The sequence below is a fragment of the Rhodopseudomonas sp. RCAM05734 genome, from assembly GCF_052658035.1.
The window spans coordinates 2,232,277-2,251,518 of sequence record NZ_CP199742.1 but is presented as its reverse complement, the minus strand read 5'-3'; the positions used below and the strand labels follow the sequence as shown (position 1 = coordinate 2,251,518).

General features: G+C 65.6%; 15 protein-coding genes and 1 pseudogene. 9 read left to right on the top strand and 7 right to left on the bottom strand.

Annotated features, from left to right (window positions below):
* Positions 1-3: 3 nt before the first annotated feature.
* Positions 4-939 (bottom strand): KPN_02809 family neutral zinc metallopeptidase, encoded by a 936-nt coding sequence (gene ypfJ / locus ACUXVA_RS10655; protein ID WP_445492055.1) that lies wholly within the window; start codon positions 937-939, stop codon positions 4-6.
* 236 nt (positions 940-1,175) lie between these two features.
* Here ypfJ and ACUXVA_RS10650 point away from each other — a divergent pair, with 236 nt between their 5' ends.
* From ACUXVA_RS10650 to ACUXVA_RS10640, 3 genes are all read left to right on the top strand, one after another.
* Positions 1,176-2,309, top strand: a complete 1,134-nt coding sequence (locus tag ACUXVA_RS10650) for a site-specific DNA-methyltransferase (protein ID WP_445492053.1) — start codon at positions 1,176-1,178, stop codon at positions 2,307-2,309.
* Between the two features lie 292 nt (positions 2,310-2,601).
* The gene (locus ACUXVA_RS10645) at positions 2,602-2,922 is read left to right on the top strand and encodes a hypothetical protein (protein WP_265080336.1); all 321 of its coding nucleotides are present in this window, start codon (positions 2,602-2,604) and stop codon (positions 2,920-2,922) included.
* A 240-nt stretch (positions 2,923-3,162) separates the two neighbouring features.
* Positions 3,163-3,849, top strand: a complete 687-nt coding sequence (locus ACUXVA_RS10640; protein ID WP_265080337.1) for a glutathione S-transferase family protein — start codon at positions 3,163-3,165, stop codon at positions 3,847-3,849.
* A 166-nt stretch (positions 3,850-4,015) separates the two neighbouring features.
* Here the strand turns inward: ACUXVA_RS10640 and ACUXVA_RS10635 are convergent, their stop codons facing one another.
* Positions 4,016-4,426 (bottom strand): nuclear transport factor 2 family protein, encoded by a 411-nt coding sequence (locus tag ACUXVA_RS10635; protein WP_265080338.1) that lies wholly within the window; start codon positions 4,424-4,426, stop codon positions 4,016-4,018.
* A 239-nt stretch (positions 4,427-4,665) separates the two neighbouring features.
* On the opposite strand from ACUXVA_RS10635, the gene ACUXVA_RS10630 reads away from it, so the two are divergent.
* A complete protein-coding gene (locus tag ACUXVA_RS10630) occupies positions 4,666-5,580 on the top strand; it encodes a LysR family transcriptional regulator (RefSeq protein ID WP_265083844.1) in 915 nt (304 codons plus the stop codon).
* A 112-nt stretch (positions 5,581-5,692) separates the two neighbouring features.
* On the opposite strand, the gene ACUXVA_RS10625 is transcribed toward ACUXVA_RS10630, so the two are convergent.
* Both ACUXVA_RS10625 and ACUXVA_RS10620 read right to left on the bottom strand, forming a co-directional pair.
* Positions 5,693-6,949 (bottom strand): methyl-accepting chemotaxis protein, encoded by a 1,257-nt coding sequence (locus tag ACUXVA_RS10625; RefSeq protein ID WP_445492050.1) that lies wholly within the window; start codon positions 6,947-6,949, stop codon positions 5,693-5,695.
* A 37-nt stretch (positions 6,950-6,986) separates the two neighbouring features.
* Positions 6,987-7,523, bottom strand: coding sequence for a PAS domain-containing protein (locus ACUXVA_RS10620; RefSeq protein ID WP_265080340.1), 537 nt, complete (start codon positions 7,521-7,523; stop codon positions 6,987-6,989).
* Positions 7,524-7,836: 313 nt separating this feature from the next.
* Between ACUXVA_RS10620 and ACUXVA_RS10615 the strand changes: the two genes are divergently transcribed.
* Entirely contained in the window at positions 7,837-9,579 is a 1,743-nt protein-coding gene (locus ACUXVA_RS10615) for a sensor domain-containing diguanylate cyclase (protein WP_445492047.1), read from the top strand.
* 3 nt (positions 9,580-9,582) lie between these two features.
* On the opposite strand, the gene mutY is transcribed toward ACUXVA_RS10615, so the two are convergent.
* Positions 9,583-10,680: an A/G-specific adenine glycosylase gene (gene mutY / locus ACUXVA_RS10610; protein ID WP_445492045.1), complete on the bottom strand. Its 1,098-nt coding sequence runs from the start codon at positions 10,678-10,680 to the stop codon at positions 9,583-9,585.
* 183 nt (positions 10,681-10,863) lie between these two features.
* Between mutY and ACUXVA_RS10605 the strand changes: the two genes are divergently transcribed.
* Together ACUXVA_RS10605 and ACUXVA_RS10600 are read left to right on the top strand one after the other, a co-directional pair.
* The gene (locus tag ACUXVA_RS10605; RefSeq protein WP_265080343.1) at positions 10,864-11,343 is read left to right on the top strand and encodes a DUF721 domain-containing protein; all 480 of its coding nucleotides are present in this window, start codon (positions 10,864-10,866) and stop codon (positions 11,341-11,343) included.
* A 104-nt stretch (positions 11,344-11,447) separates the two neighbouring features.
* The gene (locus ACUXVA_RS10600) at positions 11,448-12,104 is read left to right on the top strand and encodes a DsbA family protein (protein WP_445492043.1); all 657 of its coding nucleotides are present in this window, start codon (positions 11,448-11,450) and stop codon (positions 12,102-12,104) included.
* A gap of 395 nt (positions 12,105-12,499) precedes the next feature.
* Here the strand turns inward: ACUXVA_RS10600 and ACUXVA_RS10595 are convergent, their stop codons facing one another.
* A complete protein-coding gene (locus tag ACUXVA_RS10595; protein WP_265080345.1) occupies positions 12,500-13,201 on the bottom strand; it encodes a GrlR family regulatory protein in 702 nt (233 codons plus the stop codon).
* Positions 13,202-13,585: 384 nt separating this feature from the next.
* Between ACUXVA_RS10595 and ACUXVA_RS10590 the strand changes: the two are divergent.
* A pseudogene (locus ACUXVA_RS10590) lies at positions 13,586-17,050 on the top strand (chromosome segregation SMC family protein).
* A 233-nt stretch (positions 17,051-17,283) separates the two neighbouring features.
* Positions 17,284-18,255, top strand: coding sequence for a small ribosomal subunit Rsm22 family protein (locus tag ACUXVA_RS10585; protein WP_265080346.1), 972 nt, complete (start codon positions 17,284-17,286; stop codon positions 18,253-18,255).
* Between the two features lie 12 nt (positions 18,256-18,267).
* Here ACUXVA_RS10585 and ACUXVA_RS10580 read toward each other — a convergent pair.
* A protein-coding gene (locus tag ACUXVA_RS10580; protein ID WP_445492040.1) for an IS630 family transposase occupies positions 18,268-19,211 on the bottom strand; the annotation gives its coding sequence in 2 pieces (ribosomal slippage) (positions 18,268-18,794 and positions 18,794-19,211; 945 coding nt in all).
* Positions 19,212-19,242 lie beyond the last annotated feature (31 nt).

Here is a 19,242-nt window from a genome sequence, read left to right as displayed (position 1 = left end):
AGTTTACAGCCGCTGCGCGCCAAAGGTGTTGCAGGCCTGCACGGTACCCTGCTGGTAGCCGGTCATGAACCAGCGCTTGCGCTGTTCGGCCGAACCGTGGGTGAAGGAGTCCGGCACGACGCGGCCCTGGGCCTGACGCTGCAGCGTATCGTCGCCGATGGCCGAGGCGGTCTGCAGCGCGGCGTCGATGTCGCCGGCCTCAAGGAAGCCCGGCCGCTTCTTCTCCTCGCGGTTGACCCAGACGCCGGACAGGCAATCGGCCTGCAGCTCGACCTTGACCTGTAGCGCGTTGGACGCGGCCTTGCTGCCGGCCTGCTCCTGCAGCCGCTGCACGCGCGGCAGGATGCCGAGCAGGTTCTGGATGTGGTGGCCGGCCTCATGCGCAATGATGTAGGCCGCGGTGAACTTGCAGGCATTGCCCGAGCAGCCGCGAAAACGCGTTTCGACCTGGCGGAAGAAGCCGGTGTCGAGGAAGATCTGCTTGTCCGGCGGACAGTAGAACGGCCCCATCGCCGCTTGCGCCATGCCGCAGCGGCCACCGTTGGTGGCATTCTTGAACAGCACGATGCGCGGGCCGGAATACTTCTGGCCGTTGGCCTGGAAGATCTCGCTCCAGCGGTCGTCGATCTCGCCGAGCACGCCGGAAATCATGCTGCCCATCTCGTCGGTCGGCGCGCCGCCCTTGGAGGGCGCCGAGCGGCGGTCCGTCTGATAAGTCGGCGCCTGCTGCTGGCCGCCGGTGAGAATCTCGGCGCCGCCGATCAGGATGCGCGGATCGATGCCGAACGCCCAGCCGACCAGGCCGAGCACGATCACCGTGCCGATGCCGAGACCGCCGCCGCCCATCGGCAGGCCGAAACCGCCGCCACCACCGCCGCCGCCTTCGTCGTCGCGACGGTCGTCAATGTTGTCGCTGCGACGGAAGTCATCGTAACGCATGGTGGCTTTCCTTTATTCAGTCCGCTGGCGGAGCGCGCGCCGACACACAACGCGGCAACCGCATAAAATTTCCATCGAATTCAGCAATAACCTGCCCGGCAATTATTGCCTAGCATGAACAGTAACGAAGTCGATGGCAATTAAGTCGATTTTTACTTTGCCGCGTCATGTTGTGGCCAGTCGGTTGTTTAGTCCCGCGTCGCCGACAGCGTCGCCTGAGTCAGAGTAATTGAGTCATGGTTGTTTCGCTTCGCGGGGCGTCTGCAAGGGCGCCCCGCATCAAATTCGAATCCGGCCCCTCTTCCCGTATCGTCATCGGGGATTGCGTCGCCGAGATGTCAAAGTTGCCGGCCCAGTCGGTCGATCTGGTGTTTGCAGATCCGCCGTACAACCTGCAACTGAAGGGCGATCTCAAGCGCCCCGACGAATCGCATGTCGATGCGGTCACCGATGACTGGGACAAGTTCTCGTCATTCGCCGCCTACGACGATTTCACCCGCGCCTGGCTCCTGGCCGCGCGCCGGATCATGAAACCGTCGGCCACCCTGTGGGTGATCGGCTCCTACCACAACATCTTCCGCGTCGGCTCGATCATGCAGGACCTCGGGTTCTGGGTGCTCAACGACATCGTGTGGCGCAAGTCCAACCCGATGCCGAACTTCCGCGGCCGCCGCTTCACCAATGCGCACGAGACCATGATCTGGGCCGCGCGCGACGAGAACGCCAAGGGCTATACCTTCAACTACGAGGCCCTGAAGGCCGCGAATGAAGATGTCCAGGCGCGTTCCGACTGGCTGATTCCGCTGTGCACCGGCGACGAGCGCCTGAAGGGCGCCGACGGCAAGAAGGTGCACCCGACCCAGAAGCCCGAAGGCCTGCTCGCCCGCGTGCTGCTGTCGTCATCGAAGCCCGGCGATCTGGTCATCGATCCGTTCAACGGCACCGGCACCACCGGTGCCGTCGCCAAGCGGCTCGGCCGCAGCTACATCGGCTTCGAGCGCGACCGCGACTACGCCGCCGCGGCCGAAGCGCGCATCGCCGCGATCGAGCCTCTGCCCGACGCCACCCTCGCCCCGTTCATGACCGCGCGTTCTGCCCCCCGCGTCGCGTTCTCCGAACTGGTGGAGCGCGGCATGATCACGCCCGGGACGAAACTCGTCGATGCCAAGAAGCGCCACGGCGCTTTGGTGCGCGCCGACGGCGCCATCCTGTTCGGCGACAAGGTCGGCTCGATCCACCGCATGGGCGCAGTCGCCCAGGGCTCCGCCGCCTGCAACGGCTGGACCTTCTGGCACCTCGAGACCAAGAAGGGCCTGCGGCTCATCGACGAATTGCGTGCCCAGATCCGCAGCGAGATGGACGGGGTATAATCCCTCCATCGCCTGGCATGGTCGGCAACGGCGCACTTGCGTCGTGCCCACCGCGCCGATTTCCAAAGACATGAACTACACTACACAATGCCGCCGGGCGGCCGGCGGCGTTGCTGTGCGTGGCGATCGACGCGGGGACACGCCATAGACCGGCAAGGTCTGCCGGCAAGGCTTGCCGGGCGGCAACGCCCTCCCGCCACCGCGCAACCTCAAATACCTGGTGTTGCTGAATATTTCCATGGTCCGGATTTTGCGTGGGGGTGCTTGACGCCTCACAACGCGGGAGATCCCGATGGCCAGCTCAATCGTATCCAGCATGTTTACGTCCACGCTCTCGAGCAGCATCAAGGCCAGCAAGGGCAGCCTCGACAAGGCCATCGCGCCCGAGAGTGCCGAGGACAAATTTCGCGCCTTCACCAAGATGTCGCCGGCCGACAGGATGCGCGCCGCCATGCTGTCGAGCATTGGCGTCACCGAAGGGCAGTTGAAAAGCATGCCGCCGGACCAGCAGAAAGCAATCGAGCAAAAGATCGCGGACATGGTCAAGCAGGCTGCACAGAAGCAGATTGAAAAGGGCGGCAGCCCGGGTTTCATCACCGATATCAAGGCCTAGGTGCCGGTAGCGCACCGCGCCGCTCTCGCTTCAAGCTGGAGACTAGCGCCGGTTCGAGCCGTCAGGCCGCCGGCGCGATCGACCGCATCTGCCGGGCGTGGCCGGGGCGTTGCGGCTTTCCCGGTCTGCAGCCCGGCCTTCACGAAAACGTCGCTTGCCTTGGCTGCCAATTCCAAGCACCGGACAATGGCCGCGCATGCGGTGTCGCTTTGCCCGCAGAGAATTCCAGGGAGATATGCCGTGCTGAAGTTCTATTTCAACGGTTCGCCGAATCCGACCAAGGTCGCGCTGCTGCTCGAGGAGCTCGGCCTGCCCTACGAGCCCGTCCCGGTCGATACCCGCACCGGCGGCCAGTTCGATCCCGACTATCTCGCCATCAATCCGAATGCCAAGGTGCCGGCCATCGACGATGACGGTGTCGTGGTGTTCGACAGCAATGCCATCCTGCTCTACCTCGCCGAGAAAACCGGCAAGTTCCTGCCGCCTGCCGGCGCCAAAGACCGCGCCGAGCTGCTGTCATGGCTGATGTTCGTCGCCACCGGAGTCGGTCCGTTTTTCGGCCAGGCCGTGCACTTCAAGCATTTCGCGCCCGAGAAGATCGATTACGCCCATAACCGCTACCAGTTCGAGGCCAACCGCCATCTCACGGTACTGAACGAGCGGCTTGCCGGCCGCGCCTACATGGTCGGCGACAGCTACACCATCGTCGACATGGACGTCTGGGGCTGGGCGCGGATGACCGCCTTCGTGCTCGGCGACGACGCGCTGGCAAAATACGCCAACGTGAAGCGACTGGTGGATGCGATCTCCGCACGGCCCGCAGCGGCCAAGGCCATCGCGCTCAAGGACCGCTTCACCTGGAAGCCCGACATGGACGATGCCGCGCGCAGCGTCATGTTCAAGCACCTCGCCACCAAGGTCGCCTGATCGCGAGGACAGAGCTCTGCCTGTAGCCCGGATGAGTTTCCGCGCCGCTTGCGGCGCGGAAACGACATCCGGGACAGAGTTTCAAGCGATCCTCCGGCCCCCGGATATCGTGGAGTTTATCATCGGGCGCGCGAAGCGCGACCCGTTGGCTCATCCGGGCTACCGATCATAGCTGCGGAAACGGACCGAGCACCTTCTCCACCAGCGCCGAGTCGCAATACTCCTTGATCTGCTTGATCCGGCCATCCTCGATGCGCCACACCATGCAATAATCGTTGTCGTAGCGGACGCCGGTCTTGGTGACATTGTCGCCCTTGGCCTCGACGACGACGGTGTCACCTTCGGCGATAAAATTGTACGCCACGGTGCGCGGCCGGATGTCGAACAACGACCTGAAGTGCCCCATCAGCCCGTTCACCACCGCATCGCGCCCCTTGAAGCTGCGCGACCATGAATATTGGCCGGTGACGATCCAGCACACGTCGTCGGCGAGGTGGTCGGCGAAGGTGGTGCCGCTGCGGTTGGCGGAGTCGGTGTAAATCTGCTGAATCAATCTTTTGTTGGCAGCAACGCTCATGAATATCTCCTGATAGCGATAGTGACGTTCGAAAAGCTCAGGGTGCCTCGCAAGCGAGGTAGAGAATCGGAACGGCGGCATCCACGATCGTGGAAAGCGGTCGAATAGCGCTTCGACATTGGCGTGATGCTGTCGGCATGACGTCATCCGGATTGTCCTCGTTACGAGACCATGACCGCAACATGGCGCAGCGCGCTGTATTCTTCCAATCGATAGTTGATATGATATATATCGACGCCATGAATTTGGCTGCGATAGACCTCAACCTGCTGGTGGCGCTCGATGCCCTGCTGCGCGACGCCAGCGTCAGCCGCGCCGCGCTGCGTATCGGGTTGTCGCAGCCGGCCACAAGCCACGCACTGCAGCGATTGCGTGACGTTCTCGGCGACCCGCTTTTGGTGCGCGTCGGCGCACGCATGGAGCTGACGCCACGGGCGCAGGCTCTGCGTGGGCCGTTGGCACAGGCGCTCGAGCAGGTGCGCGGGCTGTTCGTTGCCGAGGGCTTCGATGCCACCAGCAGCGAGCGGCGCTTCCGCCTGATGATGCCCGACCTCGCGGTCGAACTGCTGGTCCCGCCGCTAATGGCGAAGATCTCGGCGCTGGCGCCGAACGTGCAGATCGACATTGTGCCGTGGCGCGGCCCGGCGATCTTCCATGCCGAGTTCGCCCGCACCATCGACATGGTGATCAGCATCGGCAATGCCTTCAAGGGCTTTCACCGGCAACTGCTCTACACCGACAGCGACGCGCTGGCGGTGCGGCGCGGGCATCCCGCCGGGACAAAGCTGAAGCGGCGCGCGGATTTTCTCAGGGCAAAGCATATCGCGGTGGTGATCCGCGGCAACAACGCGGACCTGATCGACAACTGGCTGTTGCCGCAGGGGATCGAGCGACGAATTGCACTGACCGTGCCGGGCTATCTCGAGGCGCTGCACGTATCGGCGCGCAGTGACCTCGTCGCCTTTGTGCCGCGCCGTCTGATCGCAGCGCTCGCCAAATCTCTGGAGTTGACGACGATCGCGCCGCCGCTCGATCCCGGTATCGACGAACAATACATGTTCACGCCGACGCGGGCACAGTTCGATCCCGGCTCGATCTGGCTGCGCAAGGTGATGCTGGAGATCGGAAAGGAGATGAAAGCGCTGAAAACGTAGGGTGGACAAAGGCGCTCTTGCGCCGTGCCCACCCTCACGCGTGTCACATTTGTGGTGGGCACACCTCGCCGCGCTTTGCGCGGTCGAGGCTTTGCCCGTCCTACAAGTATAGCTACGCCGCCTTGCTGCCCGTCTGATCCACCAGGTTTTGCCGGGCGTGGTCGAGATAGAGGCGGATTTCCTTGGTCAGCAGACCGGACTGCGACGACAGATCGCCGGACGCGGCCATGGTCGAGGTTGCGAGCTGCTCGGTCTCCTTGGCCGTACCCGCTAACGCCTGGATGTTGGCGGACATGTCGCGCACCACGCCGAACGCCTCGTCGACATTGCGGGCGATGCCGGCCGTGGCCGCCGACTGCGCCTCCGAGGCACTGGCGACCTTGCCGGTGATCTCGTTGACCTCGGCGATGACCGTGCCGATCTCGGTGATGGAATCGCTGACCTTGTCGGTGGCCGATTTGACCTGGCCGATCTGGGCCTCGATCTCGGCGGTGAAATTGGCGGTCTGCGTCGCCAGCGATTTGACCTCGTGGGCGACCACGGCAAAGCCGCGGCCGGCATCGCCGGCGCGCGCCGCCTCGATGGTGGCGTTCAGCGCCAGCAGGTTGGTCTGGCTGGCGATGGCGTTGATCGACTTGACGACTTCGCTGATGCGCATGGCGACGTTGCGGAGCACGTCGACATTGCTGGCGGCATCGGCAACCCGCTCCACGGCGCGACCGGCGATGTCGGCCGAGCGGTGGATGTCGGCGCCGACTTCGCTGGCGGTGGACGACAGCGTTGCCGTCGCCGAGGCGACCGACTGCATGTTGGCCGCGGCCTGCTCGGAGGCCGCCGCCACCGAAGTCATGCGCTGAAGCGTGGAGGTGGCGCCGGCGCGCAGATTGCCGGCGGTGCCGCTCATCTCCGCGGCGCCGCTGTCGAGCGCGCTGACGATGGCATTGACGGTGGTTTCCAGTTCGGCAGTCTGCCGCTCGAAGTGCTTGATGCGCGCCGCGATGCTGTCGGTGGCGGCATTCATGGCATTGGCGCCCTGCAGCAGCCCGCCGTGCAAACCGCCCGGCAGGATGCGGCGATAATACTTATTGTGATGCAGGGCGGTCATCGCCGCAGTGGATTCGCGGACGAATGCGTCGCAGCCGTCGATCATGTCGTTGATGCTGTGCAGCAGCTCTCCCATGTCGCCGCCGACCGGGATCGCCAGCACGCGGGCTTCAAAATCGCCCTGCGCGATGCTATGGCAAACCTTCGTCGCACGCGTGACCAGCGCCGTGGCTCGCATCACCCACATCAGCGACAGCGCCGCAGCGGCGATCGCCAGCGCCGAGCAGGCCATGGCGGCGAGCGGAAACCCTGCGAGCTGAAGCACGAGTGCCGTAACCGAGGCGGCAATGACGAGCAGCGTGCTAAGCTGCGCTTTTGAGAGAAAACATAAGTTCGTCATAGCTGACTTTCTGCGAGGCAACGAAATCCACAAGGGCCTTGTGTCCGGCGGCGACGGCGTCCTTGCCGTTGGTATGGCGGCGCTCGATCGCGAGCACCTCGGCATAGAGCGGCGCGATGGTCTTCTCGACGATGTCGCGGGCCGGTGCGCGTCGATTGGAATGATAGCTGCAGATCTTGCCGTCGGCGCCGAACGACGGCGTCACGTGGGCATAGACCCAGTAATGGTCGCCGTCCTTCGCCATGTTCTTGACGTAGGCGAAGATCTCGCGGCGATCCTCGATGGTGTCCCACAGCAGCTTGAACACGCTGCGCGGCATATCGGGATGGCGGACGATGCTGTGCTGCGCGCCGATCAGCTCGGCCTCGGTGTAGCCGGCGACCTTGCAGAACAACCGGTTGGCATAGGTCAACCGGCCCTTGAGGTCAGTCTTCGAAACGATCAGGTCGGATGCGGGAAAGAAGGTCTCGCGGCCGCTCGGCGTGACGTGCTTGGACATTTCAGATCCGGTCGTAACGTATGCGGGAAAGCAGGCGAGTGGTATTAGGCCACCTTGTTAAACGAAGCGTTAAGGTTTCCCACAACTGCCCGGCCATGTTCAGGTCACCTTGGCAGCCCTTGATTGCATTTCGCTTAAAGAAAGTTTCGCAATTGCGCCTGTGCCGCCATCTCGTGCGGCTGATCGCAACGGGTTCCGCAGCGGAACTCGCGCCGTTCACACGACGTTCAACATGATCGCAACGCGTCGGACCACCGTTAGCAAATCGCAACAGCACTATGTCAGAAGGCGAACCAACAGGACCCATCGATACATGTTGTTGAAAGAACTGACGGGCCTGCTTCACGCCTTCGAGGATCGCCTGACGGTCCGCACGCAGATTGCCGCGGCGGTGGCGGCGTTGAGTGTGATCCTGGTCGGGTTGCTCGCCATCGGGGCGGCGTTCGTCAGTTACAGCAACACCGCCTCGCAGGTGAACATCCGGCTGGCCAGCGTGGCCTCCACCACCGCCGAGCGGCTGGATCGCTACATGGCGGTGCGCCAGCAGGAAGTGCGCCTGTTCTCCGAACTGGAGACGCTCCGCACGCTTTGGCAGAATGACCCCGCAACCCTGCGCAAGGCGCTCAATCAGTTGCAGCATTCGTTTTCCGATTTCGCATGGATCGGCTTTGCGCGCTCTGACGGCATGGTGGCGGCGGCGACCGGAGGCCTGCTGGAAGGGGTGTCCGTTGCCGCGCGTCCATGGTTCAAGGCCGGCCTCAGCGAGAGCACGATCGGCGACGTGCACGAGGCGCAGTTGCTGTCGTCGCTGCTGGCGCAGCGCGCCGACGGAGAGCCCTATCGTTTTGTCGACATCGCGGTTCCCGTCAGGGACAGCCCCGGCGACGTCATCGGTGTGCTGGGCGGCCACCTGAACTGGGACTGGGCGCGCAGCCTGATCGCCAACGCCGAAGACAACGACGGCAATACCGACACCCGGATCGCCGTGACGTCGCGCAGCGGCACCGTTCTGGTCGGCCAGAGCCCCGGCACCGTCAAGTTCAGCGGTAGCCGCCTGAGTGACATTCTTGCATCCCGCTCGGGCGCGTTCGTCGAAACCGCCGGCGCAACCTCCATGCTGACAGCGTTCTATGTCGGCAAGGGGCACCGCGACTATCAGGGGCTGGATTGGATCGTCACCGCGAGCCAGCCGGCCAGCGTGGCACTCGCCGCAGCGGTTCGCTCCGCCAAGACCATCCTCATCACCGGCGCGATCACCGGGCTGGCCGGCGTCGCCTTCGCGTTCTTCATCGCGCTGCGCATTTCACGGCCGATCCGCGCCATCACGATCGAGGCAGACCGGATCGGACGCGCCTCGGGGCCGACCATGCTGCCGCGCCACAACGGCTCGGTGGAAGTGGTGCAGCCGACGCGCGCCCTGCGCTCGCTGCTGCGTCGTATCGGCTTCGCCGAAGAGCAGACCAGGGTAGCTGAAGCGCGCGCCACCGAGAACGCCATGCAGTTCAAGGATGACATCAGCAAGTTGCGGCGGCTGGCTGACACCGACTTCCTCACCGACCTGATGAACCGCCGCGCCTTTCTGGCTGCCGCCGACGACGCCATGGCCTTCAGCCTGCGCTACCGGCGCAGCATGGCGGTGCTGATGATCGACATCGATCATTTCAAGCAGATCAACGACCGCCATGGCCATGCCGCCGGTGACGGCGCCATAAAACACATCGCCGGCATCATCGTCGGCAACATCAAGGCCACCGACCGCGCGGCGCGGTTCGGCGGCGAGGAATTCATGGTGCTGCTGCGCGAGGTCGATGAGGGCGACGCACGGATCGTGGCCGACCGCATTCGCCGTATGATCGAGCAGACCGCCGTCGGCGAAGGCGCGACGCGGATTTCGGCGACCGTCTCGATCGGCATCGCCCTGCTGGCGGACAACGACCGCGACGTGCAGGACATCATCGAGCGCGCCGACCAGGGCCTGTATCAGGCGAAAAACGACGGTCGCAACCGGACGGTGTTCGAGCCGGCCAGACTGACGCCGGGTTCGCAGGTCGCCTGAGCGTCAGCCGAGCCCGTGGGCGATCACCTTGCGCATCAGGTTGGGCAGCGCCTCGTCGTGCAAGGTGGCCACCGGCACCCAGCGCATGCCATCAGGCGCACGGCTGCGCGCCGGCACCTGCGCCGTGTAGACCACCAGCTCCAGCGGAAAATGCGTGAACACATGACTGACCACGCCGACCTTGCGATGCCAGCGCGCCACGCTCTTCAACGCCGGCGCCTGGGCCAGCGCCGCCTTGTCGTCATGGCCGGCCAGCCAATCCGACACCGGCACCTCGGTCATGCCGCCGAGCAGGCCTTTTTCGGCGCGGGTGCGCACCAGCAACTCTTCGCCGCGCGTCACCACGAAGGCGGCACCGCGCCGTAGCAGCCCGGTCTTCTTCGGCGCCTTGCGCGGGAACGTCTCCTGGTCGCCGCGCCTGCGCGCCGCGCAGCCGTCATTGATCGGGCACAGCGCGCAGGCCGGCTTCTTCGGCGTGCAGATGGTCGAGCCGAGATCCATCAGCGCCTGCGCGCTGTCGCCGGCGCGCTTTGGTCCGAGCAAGGTGGTGGCCAGCGCCTGGATCTGCGGCTTCGCCCTGGGCAGCGCTTCTTCGACGGCATAAAGCCGCGACACCACGCGCTCGATGTTGCCGTCCACCGGCATGCACTGACGGGCAAAGGCGATGGCCGCGATGGCCGAGGCCGTATATGGCCCGATGCCCGGCAGGCTGCGCAGCCCCGCTTCGGTATCCGGAAAGGCGCCGCCATGGTCGCGCAGCACCGCCACCGCGCAGGCGTGCAGGTTACGGGCGCGCGAGTAATAGCCGAGCCCGGCCCACATCCGCAGCACGTCATCCTGCGAGGCCGCGCCGAGATCGGCCACCGTCGGCCAGCGCGCGAGGAATTTCTCGAAATAGGGACCGACCGCCTGCACCGTGGTCTGCTGCAGCATGATTTCCGACAGCCAGACCCGGTACGGATCGATGGTGCCACCCGGCAGCGGCCGCCACGGCAGTTTGCGCCGGTGCCGGTCGTACCAGGCGAGCAGTTGCGCCGGACGGTCGGCGGCGGCGAAGGCGGCTTTTGTCTTACGGGCTTTGATGACTGTTGAGGCGGGCACGCCGCATTGTAAAATCAGAATCAGGCCGTGGCCAGTGCGTAGGATGGGTTGAGCCCTTCGCGAAACCCATCAATCCCTCGGCAGCAAGTCGATGGGTTTCGCAAGGGCTCAACCCATCCTACAACCGCCCCCACGCTGCATAACTCCGGCTGCACTGCCCCACGCAAGGTGCTAGAACGCAGCATGCGAAAGCCCGGCTACATCTCGGCAAAACCCCTGTCCCTGCTGCTCGGCGGGGTATTTGCCGACGCCTATGCCAAGCAGGGCTTTGCGTCGCGGGAACTGGTGACCCGCTGGGCCGAGATCGCCGGCGCCGACGTGGCCAAATTCTCCGAGCCGCTGAAGATCCAGTGGCCGCGGCCGGTGGAAGGCCAGCCCGAGCAGCCGGCCACCCTGATCCTGCGCGTCGAGGGACCGATGGCGCTGGAGATCCAGCATTCCTCCGACGCCATCCTGCAGCGGGTCAACCGCTTCTTCGGCTGGAATGCGATCGGCAAGATCGCGCTGCGCCAGGCGCCGCTCAGCCGGCCCAAGGTCCGCAAGACCATCGCGCCGCTCGACCCCGCCGCCGTCGCCCGGGTCGGGCAGACGCTCGGCTCGGTGGAGGATGAGGAATTGCGCGAGGCGCTGGCCCGGCTGGGCGCGGCGATCAAGCGAAATTGAGCCGGCAGCCGCCGCCGTGAGCGGCGCGCGCTTGCCACAATTGTGGTTTCAAGCTAGCCAACACAGACATTTACGGGCGCGCCGCGCCGATATGGAGCATTCCGTTGATCATCACGCGCCGTGACTTCACCGCCGCCCTCGCTCTCACCGGCGTCGCCGCGGCCATCGGCCTGTCGCCGCTGCAGCTGATCGGCGAGGCCTTCGCCCAGAGCGCCGCCGATGTCGCCAAGCCGGTGTCGCTGCCGGACATGGTGCTCGGTCCCAAGGACGCTGCCGTGACCGTCACCGAATATGCCTCGATGACCTGCCCGCATTGCGCGGCCTTCACCGAACAGGTGTTCCCGAAGATCAAGGAAGCCTTCATCGACACCGGCAAGATCCGCTTCGTGTTCCGCGAATTCCCGCTCGACATCAAGGCCGCTGCCGGCTCGATGCTGGCGCGCTGCATCGCCAAGAACGACGCGCCGAAGTACTTCGCCGTGATCGACCTGTTGTTCAAGCAGCAGAACGACTGGGTCATGAAGGACACCGCCGCCACCCTGACCCGGATCGGCAAGCAGGCCGGCCTCAGCCAGCAGGCGGTCGAGGACTGCCTGAAGGACCAGGCGCTGCTCGACAAGATCGCCGCCGACCAGAAGTTCGCCAACGAAGTGCTCAAGGTCAACTCGACCCCGACCTTCTTCATCAACGGCGAGAAGCTGACCGGCGAAACCTCGTTCGAGGAATTCTCCAAGAAGATCACCCCGCTCCTGAAGAGCTGACGCATCTGGGCGCTCGCTCCCCGGATGCTGCGCAACGCGCGGCACTTGCCGCGTGGTGCGCTGCTGATCCGGGGCCGCTGGGGAACGCGGTGTTCGGTACGGTCCCGGATCTGCGGAGCAGCGCCGCGATGCTACGCATCGCCTGCGCTGCACCGCGTCCGGGGCACCACAGTCGGATGTTCCCGCCGCCATTAACCGTCTTGCGCGAACGCGCCACGCGTTAATGACCGCTTAAAAACTTGCCTCCCATTCTAACGGTTTTCGGGGGCATTTCATGTTTGAACATTTGTTGATCGATCTGATCGGGCTGGCGCTGGTCGGCCTGTGCGTGGCGGTCTGCGTGGTGCCGGGGGCGCGGCGGCCGAGCGGCTACGCCCGCGATATCTGAGCGCGCATCAGCTTTGATGCAGCAGCGTCAGCGTGGCGGTGAGCTGCAGGCTGCGTTTTCCGGTGAAGGCAGTGGCCCGCCAGTCGGCGCCATGGGCGTCGCAATGGCCCGAAAAGCCGATGCCGACCTCGTGGCCGCCGAAGATCGGATCGGCGCTGGCCGGCGTGTGCTCCTGGTTGACGATCTCGCCCCTCCACTGGCCGTCGGATGAGCTGTAGGCGCCGAGATAATAGAAGCACGCATCGCCGCCGAGCAGCCGGCCGTCCCGCAGCAGCATCACCCCGGTGAGGCCGCCCGCCAGCCCGTCGCGCAGCCGAATCTGCACCGAATACAGCCCGTTGACCGCGCCGCCGGCGCCGACAGTGCCCGCCAAAGGCAGCGACTCCTCGTCGAGCGGCGTCATCACCGAGCGGAACGTGATGCCATTGTCCTGCGGCCGGCCGCCTGCGAAGCGATAGAGCGGCCCGTCGGCGCGACCGCGGGTGACGATGCGATCGTCATCGGAGCCGTACAGCGTGCGGAAGCGCGGATCGACGGTGTGGCGCTGGCCGGCGACCCGGCACACGATCTCGTCGCCGTCCCGCTCATAGCTGCCTACATGGGCAAAAGCCGAATTGCCGCCCAGCAACCGGCCCTCATGAACATACATCACGCTGCGGCCGACCACGTCGCCGGCCTGGTACTCGACCTTGTAAAACCCGTCAAACAAGCGCCCGTCCCCGCATCATTGCGGCGCAACGTAGCCGATCGCGCAAGGCGAAGGAAAGCGCGATGGGGACGAGGGCGGCTACACCACCTGATCAAGCTCACCGATCTCAGCGATGACGACCTGACGTGACGACCTGAGGGGCGGGATCATCCGCCTTTCGATCCACCAAGCCATTTATCGCGCCCTTCCCCCCTTTTTCCCCCGCAATCACCTCTGGAAAAGCCCGACGGCCCCGTTGCCCTCCGGCGCCCATGTCGCCATTGTCCCGGCCTGATCACCGCTAGGGGCGAGTCTCCTGAAGCGCTTTTCTACCAGATGTGGTAGGATGGCGGCTGGAGAATCGCGACCTGTCGCATCCTGTTCGATGAATAGAGTAACCTGTCCATGAAACTCACGCGCCTGCGCCTGCACGGGTTCAAGTCCTTCGTCGAACCCACCGATTTCCACATCGAGCCCGGTCTGACCGGCGTTGTCGGGCCGAACGGCTGCGGCAAGTCGAATCTGGTCGAGGCGCTGCGCTGGGCGATGGGCGAGACCTCGCACAAGTCGCTGCGCGCGGCCGACATGGATGCCGTGATCTTCGCCGGCTCCGGCAACCGCGCCTCGCGCAACCACGCCGAAGTGGTGATGACCATCGACAATGCCGACCGGACCGCGCCGGCCGCTGTCAACGACATGGAAATGCTGGAGATTTCCCGCCGCATCGAGCGTGACGCCGGCTCCACCTACCGCATCAACGGCCGCGACGTGCGCGCCCGCGACGTCCAGATCCTGTTTGCCGACGCCGCCACCGGCGCGCGCTCCCCGCCCTCGTCCACCAGGGCAAGATCGGCGAAATCATCCAGGCCAAGCCGGAACAGCGCCGCCGCGTGCTGGAAGACGCCGCCGGCGTCGCCGGCCTGCATGCCCGCCGCCACGAAGCCGAACTGCGCCTCAAGGCCGCCGAAACCAATCTCACCCGCGTCGAGGACGTGATCGGCCAGCCTGTCCGGCCAGATGGAGGGCCTGAAGAAGCAGGCCCGCCAGGCGATCCGCTACCGCGAAGTGGCGCAGAAGGTGCGCAAGTCCGAGGCGACCCTGTTCCACCTGCGCTGGCTGGAAGCCCATGCCGACGTGGCCGAGGCCCAGCAGACCCATGACCTCAATGTCCGCGAGCTCGCCGAGCGGACCCGCGAACAGGGCGAATCCGCCCGTATCCAGGCGATCCGCGCCTCCGAGCTGCCGGCTTTGCGCGAGGCCGAGGCCCGCGCCGCCGCCTCCCTGCAGCGCCTGACCAATGCCCGCGAACTGCTCGACCGCGAGGAAGTCCGCGCCAAGGAGCGCGTCGCCGAGCTGGATCGCCGGCTGGCGCAGTTCGAGAGCGACGTCGCCCGCGAATTGAAGCAGTCGGAAGACGCCGCGGCGGCTTTGCTGCGCCTCGACGACGAGGACATGATGCTCCGGGAAGAAATCATGGGCCGCGTCGAGCAGCGCGACGGCGTCAACGAGCGCGTCGCCGAGGCCGAGGCGATCCTCGCCATGGCCGAGCGCACCTTCACCGAACTGACCACCGCCCATGCCGACCAGTCGGCCAAGCGCAACCAGCTCGCCAACAGCGTCCGCGCCCATAGCGGCAAGCTTGCCAAGCTGGATCAGGACATCGCCGGCGTGCAGGCCGAGGTCGAGCGCCTGGTGGCGCAGACCTCCGGCTTCGGCGATCTCGACGAACTCGCCGCCCTGATGGAGACCGCGCAGGAAATCCTGGCGCAGTCGGAATTCAATGCCGGCGACAGCGAGAGCGCCCATGTGCAGGCCCGCCAGGCGCTGGAAGCCTCGCGCGCGCCGCTCAACGAAGCCGACAAGCGCGTGCAGCGCCTCGAAACCGAAGCCCGCACCATCGCCAAGCTGGTCAATGGCGAGACCAAGAACCTGTGGCCGCCGATCATCGACGGCGTCACCGTCTCCAAGGGCTATGAAAAAGCGCTCGGCGCCGTGCTGGGCGACGATCTCGACGCGCCCGTCGATCCCTCGGCGCCCATGCGCTGGACCGGCACTGGCGTCGTCGAGGGCGACCCGGAATTGCCGGCAGGCGTCGAACGCCTCGCCGATCACGTCAATGCGCCGATCGAGCTGGCGCGCCGTCTGAAGCAGATCGGCGTCGTTGCCAAGGACCAGGGCGCCGCGCTGGTGTCGCAACTGAAGACCGGCCAGCGACTGGTGTCGCTGGAAGGCGACGTCTGGCGCTGGGACGGCTTCGTCGCCGCCGCGCATGCGCCGTCGGGCGCCGCCCGCCGTCTTGCCGAACGCGCCCGCCTCGCCGATATCGAGGCCGAGCTGGAAATGGCCCGCGAGGAAGCCGCCGAGAAGCGCGAGATGCTGGAATCCGCCGAAACACGGCTGAAGCAGGCCGCCGCCGCGGAGACCGCCGCCCGCGACGCCATGCGCAACGCCCGCCGCGACTTGGATGCGACGCGCGAGCGCCACGCCAATGCCGAACGCGAGATCAACCGCCACGCCGCCCGCAAGTCGGCGCTGACCGAAGCCCAGACCCGCCTCGCCGCCGACCACGCCGAAGCCGAAGCCATGCACGAAAACGCCATGGCGGCGCTCGAGGAGCTGCCGCCGTCGGGCGATGCCGAAGCCCAGCTTGCCGCGGTGCGCGGCGAGATCGAGGGCCATCGCCGGCTCGCCGCGCAGGTGCGCGCCGAAGCCCAGGCGCTGGCGCGCGACGCCGAGCTCGCCGACCGCCGGCTGCAGGCGATCATCGCCGAGCGCAGCGAATGGCAGAACCGCCAGCGCAGCGCCACCTCGCAGGTCGAGACCGTGGCGTCGCGTGTCGCCGAAGTCACCGCCGAACGCGCCGAGCTGGAAGATGCGCCCGAACTCTACGCGCAGAAGCGCCGCGCGCTGATCAGCGAAGTAGAGACCGCCGAGCAGGAGCGCCAGCTCGCTGCCGACGCACTGCAGACCGCCGAAAACGCCATGAAGGAGACCGACCGCGACGCCAAGTCGTCGCTGGAGGCCCTGTCGAGCGCCCGCGAGGCCTGCGCCCGCGCGGACGAGCGCATGGAAGGCACCCGTCGCCGCCTCGAGGACATCGAGCGGGAAATCCGTGACATGCTGGAAGTGGAGCCGGAAGCGGTCGCCGCCATGGCCGAACTCAAGCACGGCGACGACCTGCCCAACCTGCACGAGGTCGAGGCCGAGCTGGAAAAGATGCGCCGCGACCGCGAGCGGCTCGGCGCCGTCAATCTTCGCGCGGAAGAAGAGTTGAATGAGGTCGAAGGCTCGCACAACAGCCTGGCCACCGAGCGCGACGACCTGGTCGAAGCCATCAAGCGGCTGCGTCAGGGCATCCAGAGCCTCAACAAGGAAGCCCGCGAGCGGCTGCTGACCTCGTTCGACATCGTCAACGGCCACTTCAAGCGGATGTTCGTCGAACTGTTCGGCGGCGGCGAGGCGGAATTGAAGTTGATCGAGAGCGACGATCCGCTCGAGGCGGGTCTCGATATCGTGGCAAAACCGCCCGGCAAGAAGCCGCAGACCCTGTCGCTTCTGTCCGGCGGCGAGCAGGCACTGACCGCACTCGCGCTGATCTTCGCGGTGTTCCTGACCAACCCGTCGCCGATCTGCGTGCTCGACGAAGTCGACGCGCCGCTCGACGACCACAACGTGGAGCGTTTCTGCAACCTACTGCACGAGATGGCCTCGACCACCGAGACGCGCTTCATCACCATCACCCACAACCCGATCACCATGGCGCGGATGAACCGCCTCTACGGCGTCACCATGGCGGAGCGCGGCGTCTCGCAGCTGGTCTCGGTCGATCTCGAGAACGCGGTCAAGATCCTCGATCAGCAAGTGGCGTAATTGAAACGACGGCGGCTGCGATTTCCCTCCCCCGCCCTTGCGGTGGGGAGGGTCGGCCGAACGAAGCATTGCTGAAGTGGAGGCCGGGGTGGGGGGGGCGCCCCGCCCTCTATTGACTATGCTACACCACCCCCCACCCGACCCGGCTTCGCTACGCTTCGCCGGGCCACCCTCCCCACCACGCGCAGCTTCGCTGCGCTTTGGGGGAGGGAAAAGAAGGGCGCTCTGTTGCGATGACCGCCCCCGACCTGCCCGCCGAACTCACCGCAGCTCTCAATACGAAACTGCACGGCCTGTCGCGCAACGACGCGGCGGCGCGCTCGGATGCCATCTCAAAGACCTACCGATCCGGCGGCGGCTCCACCGCGATCCGCTCCGAGACCGATGCACTGGCCTATGCGCTGGCGCGGATGCCGGCGACGTTTGCCGCCGTCATCGCCAGCCTCAATGCGCTGCAGCAGGTCCGCCCGGACTTCGCGCCGCGCACCCTGCTCGATTGCGGCGCCGGGCCGGGCACCGCGACCTGGGCGGCAGCCGAAGCATTCGCGTCGCTGAATGCCTTCGCGCTGCTCGATGCCAATCCGGCGCTGCGCACGCTGGCGCTGGATCTCGTCCGGCACAGCCATCGTCTCGCAGCCAGCAACTACACACTCGGCGACGCCGTCGCCAAACTCGACGACGCAGCGCCGGCTGATCTGGTGATCGCCAGCTATGTGATCAACGAGTTGACCGATGCGCAGCGCGCCATATTCATCGACCGGGCCTGGGCGAAGACGCTGGACACGCTTGTCATCGTCGAGCCCGGCACGCCGGCCGGCTGGCAGCGCATCCTCGATGCGCGCGCACGGCTGATCGCGGCCGGTGCGCAGGTGATCGCACCATGCCCCCATGACCAAGCGTGTCCGCTGCACCAGCCGGACTGGTGCCATTTCACCCAGCGCCTGCAACGCTCCCGCGTGCATAAACAACTCAAGTCCGCAGAACTTCCCTATGAGGACGAAAAATTTATCTATGTCGCGCTGTCGCGCACGCCGATGACGATGCGGCCGTCGCGCGTGCTGGCGCAACCGGTCATGACCAAGGTCGCCATCACCGCAAAGCTCTGCACAGCCGCAGGTCTCGCGATCACCACCGCACCACGCCGCGACAAGGCGGCCTATGCAAAATTCCGCAAGATCGACTGGGGCGACGCGGTGTTGGACTAGAGTCTGATCCATTTAAGTTGAAGCGTATCCTGAGTTTCTGAGATAGCTGGCGCATTCGTGCGGCGGGAAGTTCTGAAGGAGCGCTCCGATTCGGCGCCATATTGCGTCGACGGAGCGTTCGGCAGCTTTGCGCAAGAGTGTCTTGAGCTTGGCGAAGACCTGTTCGATCGGGTTGAGATCAGGGCTATAGGGCGGCAGGAAAAGCAGGTGTGCGCCGGCAGCGCGGATCGCCCGGCGGACGGCGAGACCCTTGTGGCTGCCCAGATTGTCCATGATCACGATATCGCCCGACGCCAGCGTCGGGACCAGCATTTGCTCAACCCAGGCCAGGAAGCTCTCACCATTGATCGGCCCGTCGAGTACCAGAGGCGCATCGATGCGGTCATTGCGCAGGGCCGCAAGGAAGGTGAGCGTCTGCCAGTGGCCGTGAGGAACTTTCGCGAGTAACTTCGCGCCGCGGGGCGACCAGCCGCGCAAGCGTGTCATGTTGATCTTCGCCCAAGTTTCGTCGATAAACACCAGCCGTGCGGGATCGACGTCGCTTGATGCGCTTTCCAGCGCAGACGCCGGCGCGCCACGTCAGGCCGGTCTTGCTCGGTTGCGAACAGCGTCTTTTTTTTGAAGCTGAGCCGGGCATCTCGGACCGTGCGCCACACCGAGCCGTAGCTCGTCACCACGCCGCGTTCGCGCAACTCCACCACCAAGGCGCGTAGCGTCAGATCCGGGACCGCTTCGAGACGCGCCAATAACCAATCCCGCTCCGCCATCAATGATCGAGGTCGCTGGTTCCCGACCCGCTTGGCCGCTGCGCTGCCTGTCGCCCGCAACCGCTGCGACCATTTGACGACGCTGGCCACGCTCACACCCATAAGCGTCGCAACTTCCCTGCAGGAACGGCCGCCAACAACCAACGCCGCCGCCCGTTCTCTCAGATCATTCGAATAAGCCTTCGCCATCCATGCTGACCTCCAAACAGTCAGCACTTGA

Excerpts from the sequence above, each read along its gene's own strand:
- ACUXVA_RS10620 (WP_265080340.1), bottom strand. The coding sequence starts at position 7,523 with ATGTCCAAGCACGTCACGCCGAGCGGCCGCGAGACCTTCTTTCCCGCA.
- ACUXVA_RS10615 (WP_445492047.1), top strand. The coding sequence starts at position 7,837 with ATGTTGTTGAAAGAACTGACGGGCCTGCTTCACGCCTTCGAGGATCGC.
- ACUXVA_RS10630 (WP_265083844.1), top strand. The coding sequence starts at position 4,666 with ATGAATTTGGCTGCGATAGACCTCAACCTGCTGGTGGCGCTCGATGCC.
- ACUXVA_RS10585 (WP_265080346.1), top strand. The coding sequence starts at position 17,284 with ATGACCGCCCCCGACCTGCCCGCCGAACTCACCGCAGCTCTCAATACG.
- ypfJ (WP_445492055.1), bottom strand. The coding sequence starts at position 939 with ATGCGTTACGATGACTTCCGTCGCAGCGACAACATTGACGACCGTCGC.
- ACUXVA_RS10645 (WP_265080336.1), top strand. The coding sequence starts at position 2,602 with ATGGCCAGCTCAATCGTATCCAGCATGTTTACGTCCACGCTCTCGAGC.
- ACUXVA_RS10650 (WP_445492053.1), top strand. The coding sequence starts at position 1,176 with ATGGTTGTTTCGCTTCGCGGGGCGTCTGCAAGGGCGCCCCGCATCAAA.
- ACUXVA_RS10635 (WP_265080338.1), bottom strand. The coding sequence starts at position 4,426 with ATGAGCGTTGCTGCCAACAAAAGATTGATTCAGCAGATTTACACCGAC.
- ACUXVA_RS10605 (WP_265080343.1), top strand. The coding sequence starts at position 10,864 with ATGCGAAAGCCCGGCTACATCTCGGCAAAACCCCTGTCCCTGCTGCTC.